Annotated in this window: 13 protein-coding genes and 1 pseudogene; 6 read left to right on the forward strand and 8 right to left on the reverse strand. The window is 46.0% G+C overall.

Annotated elements, in window-relative coordinates; translation table 11 throughout:
• Together G464_RS10210 and G464_RS0104350 are read left to right on the forward strand one after the other, a co-directional pair.
• Positions 1–274: pseudogene (locus G464_RS10210) on the forward strand (hypothetical protein); the annotation flags it as partial.
• A gap of 465 nt (positions 275–739) precedes the next feature.
• A complete protein-coding gene (locus G464_RS0104350) occupies positions 740–1,894 on the forward strand; it encodes a substrate-binding domain-containing protein (RefSeq protein WP_022856881.1) in 1,155 nt (384 codons plus the stop codon).
• Positions 1,895–1,954: 60 nt separating this feature from the next.
• Here the strand turns inward: G464_RS0104350 and G464_RS10320 are convergent, their stop codons facing one another.
• Together G464_RS10320 and G464_RS10325 are read right to left on the reverse strand one after the other, a co-directional pair.
• Complete coding sequence (locus G464_RS10320; RefSeq protein WP_244264117.1) at positions 1,955–2,701, reverse strand: hypothetical protein; 747 nt, start codon at positions 2,699–2,701, stop codon at positions 1,955–1,957.
• A complete protein-coding gene (locus G464_RS10325; protein WP_244264118.1) occupies positions 2,689–3,441 on the reverse strand; it encodes a family 43 glycosylhydrolase in 753 nt (250 codons plus the stop codon). The genes G464_RS10320 and G464_RS10325 overlap by 13 nt, the downstream gene beginning before the upstream one ends.
• Before the next feature lie 498 nt (positions 3,442–3,939).
• Here G464_RS10325 and G464_RS0104360 point away from each other — a divergent pair, with 498 nt between their 5' ends.
• Positions 3,940–5,088, forward strand: a complete 1,149-nt coding sequence (locus G464_RS0104360; RefSeq protein WP_022856882.1) for a substrate-binding domain-containing protein — start codon at positions 3,940–3,942, stop codon at positions 5,086–5,088.
• A gap of 74 nt (positions 5,089–5,162) precedes the next feature.
• Here G464_RS0104360 and G464_RS0104365 read toward each other — a convergent pair whose 3' ends face one another.
• The 3 genes from G464_RS0104365 to G464_RS0104375 form a co-directional block, all read right to left on the reverse strand.
• Complete coding sequence (locus tag G464_RS0104365; RefSeq protein ID WP_022856883.1) at positions 5,163–5,663, reverse strand: low molecular weight protein-tyrosine-phosphatase; 501 nt, start codon at positions 5,661–5,663, stop codon at positions 5,163–5,165.
• Positions 5,664–5,693: 30 nt separating this feature from the next.
• Positions 5,694–6,392: a dihydrofolate reductase gene (locus G464_RS0104370; protein ID WP_021617638.1), complete on the reverse strand. Its 699-nt coding sequence runs from the start codon at positions 6,390–6,392 to the stop codon at positions 5,694–5,696.
• 126 nt (positions 6,393–6,518) lie between these two features.
• Complete coding sequence (locus G464_RS0104375; RefSeq protein ID WP_021617637.1) at positions 6,519–7,391, reverse strand: thymidylate synthase; 873 nt, start codon at positions 7,389–7,391, stop codon at positions 6,519–6,521.
• A gap of 259 nt (positions 7,392–7,650) precedes the next feature.
• Between G464_RS0104375 and G464_RS0104380 the strand changes: the two genes are divergently transcribed.
• On the forward strand, positions 7,651–8,070 hold the full coding sequence (locus G464_RS0104380) for an OsmC family protein (RefSeq protein ID WP_101541489.1): 420 nt from the start codon (positions 7,651–7,653) through the stop codon (positions 8,068–8,070).
• A gap of 517 nt (positions 8,071–8,587) precedes the next feature.
• Here the strand turns inward: G464_RS0104380 and G464_RS0104385 are convergent.
• A complete protein-coding gene (locus G464_RS0104385) occupies positions 8,588–9,601 on the reverse strand; it encodes a universal stress protein (RefSeq protein ID WP_026472607.1) in 1,014 nt (337 codons plus the stop codon).
• A gap of 498 nt (positions 9,602–10,099) precedes the next feature.
• Positions 10,100–10,960, reverse strand: coding sequence for a CHAP domain-containing protein (locus G464_RS0104390; protein ID WP_022856885.1), 861 nt, complete (start codon positions 10,958–10,960; stop codon positions 10,100–10,102).
• A 339-nt stretch (positions 10,961–11,299) separates the two neighbouring features.
• Between G464_RS0104390 and serC the strand changes: the two genes are divergently transcribed.
• Together serC and G464_RS0104400 are read left to right on the forward strand one after the other, a co-directional pair.
• The gene (gene serC / locus G464_RS0104395) at positions 11,300–12,463 is read left to right on the forward strand and encodes a phosphoserine transaminase (protein ID WP_022856886.1); all 1,164 of its coding nucleotides are present in this window, start codon (positions 11,300–11,302) and stop codon (positions 12,461–12,463) included.
• Positions 12,464–12,504: 41 nt separating this feature from the next.
• Positions 12,505–12,768: a hypothetical protein gene (locus tag G464_RS0104400; protein WP_022856887.1), complete on the forward strand. Its 264-nt coding sequence runs from the start codon at positions 12,505–12,507 to the stop codon at positions 12,766–12,768.
• A 6-nt stretch (positions 12,769–12,774) separates the two neighbouring features.
• On the opposite strand, the gene G464_RS0104405 is transcribed toward G464_RS0104400, so the two are convergent.
• On the reverse strand, positions 12,775–14,037 hold the full coding sequence (locus tag G464_RS0104405; RefSeq protein ID WP_022856888.1) for a sensor histidine kinase: 1,263 nt from the start codon (positions 14,035–14,037) through the stop codon (positions 12,775–12,777).
• Positions 14,038–14,116 lie beyond the last annotated feature (79 nt).

Here is a 14,116-nt window from a genome sequence, read left to right on the forward strand (position 1 = left end):
GGTTCAATTAGATCACAGGGTTCGCTATATGAGTGATGGGTATCAAGGCAGGCTTGATCAGTGTGCGATGATTGTGTCTACTGGCTCGATTGATCACTCGTATGATAACGCGTTAGCCCAAAGTGTCAATGGTGCGTATAAAACAGAACTTATACGAGAACGTACACTCATGAGTGTCAAAGATCTCGAACAAGCCACTATATGTGGGGGTGACATGATGGAATACCAATCGCCTTCATACATCTTTGGAATACAAAAACCCTGCCACAATTAAACCAGAACACTACACACTACACAAAACAAAGAATAAACTAACAACAAAAAATGCGAACAAAAACCAGCCCACATCAAAGCAAAGACTCAACAACATTTTCAACGTACCAAACCACGCAAAATCACAATAGAATGAATAACGTACGGTTTATTTTTAATTTTTCGTTTCACATCTTAAGACTAAAACAAACCAACCATTTTCACACCCTTAAACTCCCCCCTCCCCAAAAAATGCGACACGCCGACACATCCACAACCAAGATATATTTTCGTAACCCACATCACACTATTTTCAACCATTCTTCTCGCATTCAACCCTCTGGTTAGTTTATTCATTTAACTAACCGTGCTATTATTGAATTCACAAGCTAAACACAGCCTCTCGAAGCAGCGAAGCTTCGAGCAACTTACCAACAAAACAAAGCATCCAGATAAATAAACAATTGCAACAACTTGAGGGAGACACATGAATATCAAAAAGAAAATACTGGCCGCAATAGCTGCTTCAGCAATGGTGTTAGGAATGGCTGCCTGCTCATCATCTCGTGGCGCGAGTGGTTCAGGCAACTCCGAAGCCTTAGATAAAGGAGCAACCATCGGTATTTCTATGCCAACGAAATCAATGGAAAGATGGAACAAGGACGGTCGCAATCTCAAGGATAAACTCGAAAAAGCAGGATACAAAGTCATCCTCTCCTATGCCGACGATAAGCCAGCACAGCAAAATGCAGACATTGAAAACATGGTGAACAACAATGCCAAAATTATCGTAGTTGCAGCAAAGGACGGCACATCAGTTGGTCCTGCAGTAGAAAAAGCTCACGAAGCCGGCGCGAAAGTTATTGCCTACGATCGCTTAATTATGAACACCCAAGCAGTAGATTATTATGCAACCTTCCAGCTGGAAAAAGTTGGCGAACTGCAGGCAAAATATATCATCGACAAGCTTGGACTAGAAAAGGGCGCAACCGGCCCGTTCAACGTAGAGGTCTTTACTGGTTCTCCGGATGATAATAATGCCAAGTACTTCTTCAAGGGGGCATGGAACTTACTGCAGCCTTACTTTAAGAGCGGCGTGCTCAAGGCTCTCTCCAAGCATGGCGGCGGCGTGGACGGCAATTTCACTATTGATCAGTGGCAGGCTATTTCCGTTATGAGTTGGAAAACAGAGCAAACTCAAAAGGATATGGAATCAATCTTAGATTCCAGCTATGCACATGACGAAAAGCTCGACGCAGTACTTACGCCAAACGACGATTTAGCGCAGGGCGTGATTAACGCTATTGAAACGAAGCGCCCTGATATGAAGCCTGGAACTGAAAACTGGCCAGTCATTACTGGTCAAGATGCCAATGAAATCGCTGTATCGAATATCGCCAAAGACTTGCAAAGCATGACCGTTTTCAAGGACGTAGCTAAGCTGGCAGATGCTGTTTACGAAATGATTGTTCAGATTGCTGAAGGCAAGGAAGTAAAAACGAACGGCACAATGAACAACGGTGTGCGCGATGTTAATTCCGATCTTCTCGATCCAGTTGTACTCACTAAAGATAACTTAGATGAAGTAGTTAAGGCAGGTTTTATTAGTCAAGAAAGGTTCGATGAACTTACGAAGAATTAATACATAACTTCCTCTCCTTTTTCGTAGATAGAAAGCTTGGGTTGCCCGCCCAAGCTTTCTTTATGCAAAACGCACAGAGAGCAAATCAACAGCCCCTTCGCCCTCAAAACGAATATAGAGAGCACTATACGCTTCCGCTAGTTTTTCTGTTCTCAGAATACATGAAGCCGAAAAATCACTCCATTGCGAAGAACAGTTGCGCACAGGAATATCTGCAAGCACCTGCCGCCCGCTCTCATCGGCAGATACAATTATGCGCCCACAAATCTGCTGCGGACTCTGCTTATTCGCACGTGCTCTCACCGATATACTTCTGACTGCACGCAACTGTTCGGTACGCACATATTTAAAGCCTGCCGTTGCCCCATCGCCCATATGCGCAACGTACTGCGTTGCACCTAGACCCTGAGCAACGTCTCTCTCATCCTGGGTAAAATACGGATGACTGGCAAACAATTTTCGCGGATTTTTCGCGTCATAACGGCCTGTTTTATGTCCATGAGCCCACAGATTGCACGCAAGGCGCGCTTCTATTGGCTGAGAGAGGCTCAGGCTTTCGCATACACCGCTGCTGGTTATTTCTGCCTGATTAAAACGATATGCCCCATATTCGTCTCGCTCGTAGCTCAGTTTTTCTACGCACGCTTGGCGAGCATATGAACTGCGGTTTGTTTGACGATGATAAAAGATATAAAAATCATCTTCTAAACGTAACAATCCGCCGTGCGTATTACCCAAGTAATTATTCGCATGATTTTCGTCGTTACTATGCAAGAAAAGATCGCCAATACTGACTAAAGTCCCCATAAATCTAAAGCCATGCGTGGGAGAAGTACTGACTGCATAACATAACTCATGATTATGTCGAGAGGAATACACAAAATAATAGAGACCGTTATATTTGCGAATTGAACTTGCTTCAAAAAATTCATGATTATTGAACGACCCCTCACCCTGTTTAGGGAAGATAAGTTTTCAGGCGTTCTGATGGTAAGCATATCTGACTCAAGTTCGAGAACTACTCCCCCGTCTGTGCGTAGCTTGCGTCCACCGGTTATTACTGCTGGAACGGGCGTATAAAAACCTGAGTATAAAAATACTCGGTTATCGTCATCTACTAAGACAGCAGGATCAAAAGGAAGAGAATCACCTGTTTTACGCCCCCATAAGGTTCCATCAGCGTAATGCACGTGACCATAGAATTCAAAAGGTCCTGTTGGGCAGCTCGAAACAGCAACACCCATTATTCCCATAAAATCAAAGGCATAATACAGATAGAACCGCCCGTCTGCACCTTGACACACATCTGGAGCAAAAAGTAAGCGCAGTCCTAGTTTATTTTTCGGATCTTGATTTTTCTTGTATATAACACCTTCATAGCGCCAATCAGTAAGATCAGATACAGGCGCAGACCAGCACACATAATCACCAACGCAGAAAATTGGCGCTCCAAACTTATCGTGCGAACCATAAATATATACACGATCGCCGAAAATATACGGTTCAGCATCGGGAATGTATTCACCTGCGGGAAGGTAGGGATTCATTACTTCCTTTCATAACACCATCGTTTTAGTCACTAGTGCGATTGTACGCCACTGAGCACACAGAAGCACAAAACTTTAGAATGCATGTCTTAAACGCAAGAGGATGTATTCTATGTTCAGTTATGTGAATGTTCACATAAGCATATTTTAGATATTTACTATAAAATTCTCAATAAATTTTGTAGAGAAACACCGTTATTTTATAGTATTTATGCCAATTTTCTTGGTAAATCATTGTACTTTTTACAATGCTCAAACTCACACAAAGTAACTACGACACGCCGAGACTCGAACATTTTTTACGTGCGATTTTTCTATAGTTTTCAACGGATTTGAAATTTTTTGCATAACAGAACTAAATATTGTCTTTAAGAACTGAACATAAGAATGTTAGACTTGAGTCATTCACTCCAAGAAATCACAATGAAGATGTTGTGATTCCTAACATATCGTGAATACGTTAATTTCATAAAGTTAATGATGACTTTAGGGAGAAATATGTCAATTGAGAGGAAAGCTGTTGCTTTTATCGCCGCTGCTTCCATGCTTGTGGGGTTAGGAGCTTGTTCTAGTGCTCGAGGCGGCGCGCAGTCAACGCAATCATTAGAAAAAGGTGCAACTATAGGTATTTCGATGCCAACAAAATCCGCTGAACGTTGGAATAAAGATGGCCGTAACCTCAAGAATAAACTCGAAAAAGCAGGATACAAAGTCATTCTTTCGTATGCTGATGATAAACCAGCACAACAGAATGCGGACATTGAAAATATGGTCAACAACAATGCCAAAATTATTGTGGTTGGCGCAAAAGATGGAACTTCTGTTGGTCCTGCAGTAGAAAAAGCTCACGAAGCAGGCGCAAAAGTTATCGCTTACAATCGCTTAATTATGAACACCCAAGCAGTGGACTATTACGCAACCTTCCAGCTGGAAAAAGTTGGTGAGCTGCAAGCGAAATACATCATCGATAAGCTTGGATTAGACAAGGGAGCAAAAGGTCCATTCAATATGGAGGTCTTTACCGGTTCCCCAGATGATAATAATGCTAAGTACTTCTTCAAGGGAGCGTGGGACTTACTGCAGCCATACTTCAAGAGCGGTGTTCTTCGCAGTCTATCTAAGCACGGCGGCGGTGTCGATGGAAACTCCACCGTAGATAAATGGCAGTCTATCTCAGTTATGTCATGGAAGACCGAACAAACACAGATTGATATGGAGTCAATTCTGGATTCGAGTTATGCACACGATGAGAAGCTGGACGCTGTCTTATGCCCTAACGATGATTTGACTCAAGGCATGATTAACGCTCTGCAAGTTAAGCGTCCAGACATGAAGCCGGGCAGCGATAACTGGCCAATTATCACCGGTCAGGACGCAAACGAAATTTCGGTATCGAATATTGCTAAAGACTTGCAAAGCATGACTGTTTTCAAGGATGTTGCAGAGCTTGCAGATTCGGTTTATGCCATGATTGTGCAGATTGCTGAAGGCAAGAAGCCAAGTAGTATTAACGGCACAATGAACAACGGTGCTAAAAATGTGGAATCGAGCCTTCTTGACCCGATTACCTTAACAAAATCAAATCTTGATGTAGTAGTCAAGACGGGCTTTATTAGTAAGGAGCGCTATGACCAATTAGTCAATTAAATCTTTCAACTTCTTCTTCGTAGAACGGGCGCCTTGCTCATGAACAGCAGGCACCCATTTATTTTCAGCGCGTATTAGTCCAGCTGCTGGCTAACCCAATCAATAATATAAGGAGCTGCTTGCTCAATCTGATCCAAAGCAATCTCGAAGTCTTCCGGTCCTCCATACCAAGGATCAGCTAAATCAATACGATATTCCTCGGATTCTGTAACATGTGGCAAATCTGGATCAAAGCTGCGATACATGTGTACCTCAGAATAATCTGAACGAGGGATCTGACGCAGCAATGATTGCTTATGAGAAGATGTCATAGGCAAAAAGAGGTCAGTTTCTTCAATTTCATCGCGAGAAATACGATGCGCAAAATGATGTGCAGGCAGCTCGTATCCGCGAGCGCGTAAAGCTTTCTGAGCACGACGATCAATAGGGTTGCCATGCTCTTCCGAGGAGACGCCCGAGGACTTTACTTGCACGCGGTCTGCAAGCCCAGCGTCTTCTACGTACTTGCGCAACACGATTTCTGCCATAGGGGAACGGCAAATATTTCCTGTGCACACCGTCATGATGGTATACATAAAGTTTTTCTCCTTCGTAGTCTTGCTCTTTTAATCTTGCGTGCGCTTAAGAACGCGGAAACGGTAACCTTTAATCGCGCTGGACGAATCAGCGGGAGCGGTCCAGTCCTGAATAATCTCTTCGCTCCACACACTATGACGCCATCCTGTTTCTACATCCGGGGCGTATGCATCAGCTTCAACGGCTAAATCAATATCGGTAATATACACTTCATCAGCAATATTTAGCGACTGCTCATACATGCGAGCGCCACCGATAATCCATACTTCGTCTCGGCGCACACCGTCATCAGGAATAGGGGGCTGAGTTGCCAATTCTATAGCTGTTTCCAAGTTTTGCACTACCGTAGCTCCAGGCGCTACAAAAGAGGGATTACTCGAAACTACGTAATTATCGCGGTTCGACAACGGACGGAAGTTCTCTGGCAAGGATTCCCATGTTTTGCGTCCCATAATCACCGGATGCAAAATAGTGCGTTCCTTAAAATACTTCATATCTTCACGCAAATGCCACGGCATAGTGCCATGGAAACCAATAGCTCCTGGCTTTCCCTGAAGATTGTAGGCTTGCGCCCAAATAAGTTTTATATGAGGTCGAGCGGAATCCATGGAATCATCAATGTTTTCACCGTTCCACTCGTCGGCTTCTTCCAAAAATCTGCGGAAGTTATGCCCGGCCGACGCGGGCTGAGGTTGGTGGTAGCCACTGCGACTACTATCGTGCTCCATGTCGTTTGTCTCCTTAAATTACTGCAGCACTGTTGCGCAGGCTAGCTGAAGCAAGCCTCAAGCTAGCTACGCAATAGATACGAGATACAGTGTAACAAAGCAAGTAGGCAAAAACCCTGCCCACAGTTAAACAGCTACCGGCGCCTTAATCGTCGGATGATACTGGTAGTTCTCAATCACAAAATCGCTGAAATCATACTCTTCTAAGCTGGCGGCTTTTTTCAGCTGAAGCTGAGGATATGGGTACGGTTCGCGAGAAAGCTGTTCGAGAACCTGCTCCATATGATTATCGTAAATATGGCAGTCACCGCCTGTCCATACAAATTCTCCAGGTTCTAAGCCAGCCTGCTGAGCCATCATCAACGTGAGCAGAGCGTATGAAGCGATGTTAAACGGCACACCCAAGAACATGTCTGCCGAGCGCTGGTACAGCTGGCAAGACAAGCGACCTTCTGACACGTAGAACTGGAACAGCGAATGACATGGCGGCAAAGCCATATCTTCTACTTCCGCAGGATTCCAAGCAGTAACAATCATACGACGAGAATCAGGGTTCGTTTTGAGTAGGTTCAGCACGTTTGTAATCTGATCGATGGTATGTTCCGGATCATCCTGGGTTGGAGCTGGCCAACTACGCCACTGCACGCCATAAACCGGACCAAGATCGCCGTTCTCGTCAGCCCACTCGTCCCAAATATGCACGTTATGCTCAAGCAGCCAATTAATATTGCTTGATCCTTTGAGGAACCAAAGCAACTCGTAAGCAATTCCCTTGAAAAACACACGTTTAGTGGTGAGCAGCGGGAAAGACTCACGTAAATCAAAACGCATTTGACGACCAAAAACAGACACTGTTCCCGTTCCCGTGCGGTCTGACTTTAAATCGCCATTGAGTAAAATATCACGCACCGTATCTTCGTACGGCATTGGAATATCTGTTTGAGGACGCTGCGGAATACGAGCGCGGATTGCGTCAAGCTCTTGCTGTGTTAGTGCCATAGATTAGAGATTAGCACGCTTCGCTTTGCCGCGCTTGCAGGTTGTTGCGTTCTTAGAGAAATCTTACGTAAGGCTATGTTTGGTGATTTTATTTGATGATTACGTTTGGTGATTATGTTTTGTGATTGCGTTTGCTAATTATTTGCGGAAGGTTTACTGAGTTTGGCATACGTTTAGTATCTGTTAGCGATACTTTGTGCACAGAGCCGAGGATTCATTGTAGAGTAGATATATTAGTACACACATTTTCGAAGGAGATATTATGGCACGCTTGTGGGTTGAGCGAAACAAGGACGGCTCGTGGGACGCTTTCAGTGATGATGGTGCACACATTAAGTTCGGACGCAGCAGCGATAAAGGTTTGTTCTCTCCTGGAGATTTAACAAAAATTGCTTTAGCAGGTTGTGCTGCTTTGTCTAGTCAGTTTGCTGTAGAGTCCGCTCTTGGTGAAGGTAAGGGCGCACGCATTGTTGTTGACGGCACTTATGATCCAGAAAATGATCGTTACTTAAACTTCAACGAACAGCTTGTGGTTGACGCTATGGAGGCAGGACTGGATCAGGCTGCTGCTGAAAAGCTTGCTGAGCGTATCCGCCGTCACGTAGATAAGGGTTGCACAGTGAAGCACACCTACGAGATTGAAACTCCTGTTCGCATGGATGTGGATATTCGCCACTAAAGCTTCATTTAGGCTCTAATTTTTTCCCCCCCCTCGAACTGCTTTGCTTGGTTCAGGGGGGATTTTGTTGTGCAGTTTGCGCGTGGGGCGACGGGTGGGGCTTAGCTTATGAAGTATCCGAGGGTGTCTGGATTTTGTGTAAGTGGTGGGTAGCTCAGTAGGTAGCTCGACGTGTAGATGAGTAAATGTGGTTCATCGGATTTTAGTGGTGGCTGTGAGGTTTTTAGGTTGCAGGTGCGTGGAAGTTGTGAGCGCGCAACGCTAACAACGCTGGAGTCCATTTTTATAGCAACCGAAGTATTCGTTTGTAAATCATGGAATGCTATCCACAGTATGTTTCGTGAACCACTCAAGCTCCTCGTCTGTCACAAGAATAACCAAACAAAATATGCTGTGCCGCACCAAAATCAAACCTGGCAAAAGCTTTACCAGGTACGGCTAAGCTCAGCTATGTAAATGACAACAGACAACGCATACAAAAGCTCCTCTCGAGCATAAACTCAAGAGGAGCAATAAACTATCGACGCGGATCAATTGTCCGTTCGAGGCTTTCAAGCTCGCTCACCTCAGCCTGCTCTACCTGAACAGACTCAACGCCGCCAATATCGGTAAGCGGCTCGTCATGCATCTCGTTCTCTTCAGCCAAAACGTATCGGCGAGGAACAACATACACCGGCTTATCTGAATGCTGTAAGAGCGACTGGCTCACAGAGCCGAAAAGCAAGCCCGTTAATCCGCCGCGTCCACGCGAACCAACCACCACAATATCGTTGTCCGACAAAGCGGCTTCTAATGCATCAACCGAAGCGCCCACAGCTACTTGCTCCTCAATGTCAAGCTGCGGATACTTAGCGCGCAACGGAGCCAATCGAGCGTGCAAATCGTCGGTATAAGAATCTTTAACGCTTTGCATGTCTTCATCGCTGAGGCTGCCGAGCATAGGAACAGCGCTAATAACCTGCAATCGCGCACCCCAAGAATGTGCAAACTCAGCGGCAATTTCCAGAGCCTTAACTCCCCACTTGGATTCATCAGAATTTACCACAACATGCGTAATCTGATTGTTCAAGTGAACCTTATTGCCCTCATCGTCAGTATAAGGAACAACCACAATTGGACAGTAAGCATATGCAGGCAAGCTCGAAGATGTGGTACCGAGCAGGCGCTCAGCCAGTCCACCCTTGCCGCGGTTTCCAATCACAACCAAGTTATAGTTGCGCGACAGTTCAATGAACACAGCCGATGGCTCGCCGGTAACAATCAAAGTCGTTACTTCTACGCCCTGCTTAGTAGCAATCGCCTTAGCGCGGCTCAAAATTTCTTGAGCGTCACGACGAGATGCTGCATCATCTCCTGGCGCAGTAAAAGTATTATCAAAAGATACCGAGGAATAACTTGGCAACGTATATGCAGATACAATGTGTAAGGTTAATCCTGCGTGATGCGCATAGTTAGCAGCCCACCATACCGCTTTATAAGCAGCATCCGATCCATCAACGCCAACTAAAATAGCCTTTTCATAGCGCGACATAGGGAACACCTCCTTGTTCGTTCCTACACCCATTCTAACGCGGAATTTTTTACGCGCGCTACGGGGTTTCATAAAGAGGTGCGTTATGAACAATTGACGGCGAGTTTATTGTTTTTGGGGGGAGGGGCTGGTGGACGGGGGCTAATTGCGCGAGGTTTATGGGTCTCGCGTTTATGCGCTATGCTTATTGCGCGCGACTGCAGTTGAGCGGTTTGAACGGTTATTACGCTTTTTATGGCAAGTAGTGCACCGAAACTATATCAGCTCTCGGACTTAGCGGGGTTTTGAGGTTGAAGGTGCGTGACTAGCAACTAGAACCTACTAGGCAATACTCGCCTCTAAACCCCGCTAAGTTCGAAGAGCAACAAAATACTAAAGTCTTGCACAAAATCCGAATATCGTCACGGAAAAACTATAAATTAAACGAGCTTATCTGTATCAAAAGAATCTAAGAGGTTTTACATAAAGTAATCTTGTACAGAATAATGCCAACGAGTTTTACTCGTGAATAAACTGGAAGCGCGATGGATTAGAGATTGTGCGCGTGTACGTCTTACCGTTCATCACCGCACCGCTTTCAGAAGTAACAACAGAACCGTCAGCGTTAATTTTCTCTACGATGGCCACGTGACCATAAACTGGATCAGCACCTTCCTGACCTGGCAGGAATACCATAACATCGCCAACCTGAGGAGTATTATCCACAGAGTAACCCAGAGCACGAGCAGAGTTTGCCCACTGTCCACCGTTACCGAAGTAGGAGCCAACTGGCAGACCCAGCTGATGACGACGAGTATAAGCCCACCATGTGCACTGGGAGAATGGATAAGCATTACCAGAATCACCAGTGGCATGAGATGGAGCTTTCACCAAGCTTTGCACATCAATGCTGGTAGCACCATCTTCCACATTCCATGGAGTTAAGTCAGATGTGGTAACCGATGCAGTTTCAGACAAAAACTGTGTTTTAGCGTCACGTTCCTCAGAACGAGAAACTGTTGAAGTATTGGCAACATTAACAGCAGAAGAACCGTTATTTTGATCTGCTTCAGCAGCAACTGCAACAGTACGCTCAAAAAGATTACTATTTGTCGCAAAAACAGAAGAAACTACTGCAGTTCCCACAGTTCCGAGCAAAAGAGTAACAGCACTGGAAGCAGTAAAGCGATTTTTGCGAGCGCGAGCCTGCGCATATGCACGACGTTCACGACGTGTGCGAGGCATTGCGTTAACCTCACGAACAACGGCTTCTTCCAAAGAAACGGTTGCAACAGGAGTGTTGATACGTGCATGCTTTGCAGTACTGTGCTTAGCAGAGCGCTTGTGGCTTACGGTCGCTTTAGGCGCTGCATGCTTCATAAAAATCACTCCTTAAAATGGTCAACCTCGGTTATTCTAATAGAAGCCATACCCTAGGGGAAAACACTGATAGAAATTTTCGTAAAAAGTGAAAGTGGTGCGAACTGGAGTTTTGTTTGCTAGGGAAGACAAAACTGTTTCTACATCCGTTGGCTCGTTTCACTTCTTTTAGGTCTGGTCTCTTAGGTTCGCTTCACAAACTTCTTGCGCCTCGCCTAACAAAGCGCCGCGCCTCCCCAGCCTCTCCCCAGCCCGTCCTCACCTCCCCAGCCCGTCCTCCAAACCTCTTCCCAACATCCCCTCCCGCCCATTGCCCCGCGCTATGAGTATATTGTGAGTATGACTGACACAACACTTCTCGATATCACCATGCTTCCTGCAGACGGTCGTTTTGGCTCTGGCCCTAGCAAAATCCGCGAGGCTCAGCTTGAGTACCTCACGCAAGAGGGCGCGCAGCTTATGGGCACATCACATCGTCAGCAGCCGATTAAGGATGTTGTTGAGTCTATTCAAAACGGTATTCGCAACCTCTACAAGCTTCCCGCTGATTACGAAGTAGTTATGGGCAACGGTGGGGCTACTGCTTTTTGGGATATGGCGTGCGCATGTTTGATTGAGAAAAAAGCTGCGTTTGGTTCTTTCGGCTCATTTAGCGCAAAGTTTGCTGCGAGCGTGGCAAACACTCCGTTTATTGACGCCCCAGTTATTTTTAAGGCTAATTATGGCATGTACGCTCTGCCTAGGGCAACCGGCGATGCTTCTGATGCTGATGTTTTTGCGTGGGCACATAACGAAACATCAACCGGTGTTCTAGCTCCTGTTCACCGCGTTACTGGGGCACGCTCGGATGCGCTGATGCTCGTAGATGGCACATCCGCAGCTGCTGGAACAGTGATTGATCCGCGTGAGATTGACGTGTATTATTTCTCCCCTCAGAAGGGATTCGGCTCTGATGGAGGTCTGTGGGTAGCTATTGTGTCGCCTGCTGCCATTGAGCGAGCTGAGAAAATTGAAGCGCGTGCAGCTGAACATCCGGAAGAAGGACGGTGGGTTCCGCCATTCTTGTCTTTCACTAAGGCAGTAGCTAATTCGCGCAAGCATCAAACACTGAATACTCCAGCTTTAGCTACCTTATTGCTTATGAACAATCAGATTGATTGGCTAATTAAGCAGGGTGGTCTCGATTGGGCTCAGGAACATTGCACCCATTCTGCTTCCGTGTTGTATCGATGGGCTGAGACCAGCGATTACGCTACCCCATTTGTGTTGAATGAAGGTGCACGGTCAACTGTGGTGGTCACCATTGATATTGATGAGGAGTTGTCGGCGAGTGAGATTACGCGCGCTTTGCGGGCTAACGGCATCGTGGATGTGTCTGGGTATCGCGGGCTGGGGCGCAACCAACTGCGCATTGGCGTTTTCCCATCTGTGGATACGGATGATGTAGAAGCGCTGACGCATTGCGTAGATGCAGTGGTTGAACAGATGCGGGCAAACCGTTAAGACACACTCTGAGGTCGTCGAACAGTTTTAGAGTAGGAACTATGAAAATTACGCCAATTTTCGATCCTGAACATCGAAAAGCTACGCCACAGGCCGAGCAGGTAGATCTCCATATTATTTTTATGGTCGGTACTGCTCTGTGGCTGTGTGTTGCTCTCGCATGTGGCACGCTTTTCTTATGGAAAGGAGTACTGTATCACGAGTTTATTCTGACCATGTGGGGATTAGGAATTGGTGTAGCTGCAATGATTTGGGAAACCTATAATCGTCATATCTACCGACTGTTAGCCCTCATGCAGCAGTAAAAACCCTTAAGCCAGCGGAATAAAGAAGTTAAAAGTACTTCCCTGTCCAGGAGCGCTCCACAAAGTTACAGTACCGTGATGCGTCAAAGCAACATGCTTAACAATCGCTAAGCCTAAACCAACAGCGTCATCATCGTCAAACGGCTCAGTCGATCCGCGGTAAAAACGCTCAAAAATGCGTGTTTGCTCGGACTTACTAACGCCCTTTCCGGTATCAATAACGCGAATAACAGCAAAAGACGGATCTTGCGCAACATCTACCACAACACTGACCACAGCATTATCTTTGGAATAATGAATAGCATTTTCTACGAGTTTGCGCACAGCAGCGCAAATTTGTACGGAGCTAGCATGAACGCGAATAGAATCAGATATGCGTGCATGCAGCTGAATACCGCGCGTTGGAGTAATCGCGTTAAGCTCGTGCTGAACAATCTCACCCAAATTCACCAAGTTCTCTTCGCTTGGCTCCACTCTTTCTTGAGCTTTCATGAGCAGCATAAGATCAGAAACTAACTTATGCAAGTGTCGTGCTTGAGCAGAAACAACCTTACCGTCTGCATTCACAGTGTCATCGGGCATTGACTCCCATCGCTTGCCGATAGAAAGCATATCGTCAGTGGAATTGATTAATTGCTGTGCAACGTTTTCAATAAAATCATCGCGGGTTTGGGCGAAACGTTTTGTTTCACTGTTATTCGTAATAAAAACAACAATATAGTGCTCACTAATAGCGCTGACAGTAACAGCCAGCCAGTGAGGTCGCGTAACGGGAACTGACGCTTCATCTTCATGCACAAGATCGTCTGCTGTATGCGTCACAACATTGAATTTTTTCGTTCCTGCTCCAGCACGAATATCGTGAATAGCTTGCAGAATTTCTTTGTTCACAATTTCATCATTGTGAACGATTCCCCAGCGATATGTTGAAGACGAAGCACGCTCCACTTCATCATCACCATCGACCACAATAGTGGCTGTATCCATGGCTGAAAGCACGCGAATAGTCATGGAATCGAGTTCGTCGTCATCATCGTCATCGTCGTCATCATCATCGTCGATGGAATGGTTAATGCGACGGCGCAAACGTCTACGCCGCACATACTTCACACGCCATCCCAGTGAGCGCAAAGTATGCCAGAAGCCCTTACTATCCGCCACGAGCGGAGACAGCCATCTCCACGCTAGGGAGAACAGCCATCCCACGCAAATCACAGCCATCACAATAAAAATAAGCAGTGCGACTATGGACGTTACATCAAAACTCATATCTCTATTGTGGCATATGCTGAGCCGAAACATTTGCGCCATCGAAAATGCAGCACGCGACACCTCAAAAGACACGGGC

It is taken from the genome of Alloscardovia omnicolens DSM 21503 (genome assembly GCF_000420505.1).
Taxonomy (GTDB): domain Bacteria; phylum Actinomycetota; class Actinomycetes; order Actinomycetales; family Bifidobacteriaceae; genus Alloscardovia; species Alloscardovia omnicolens.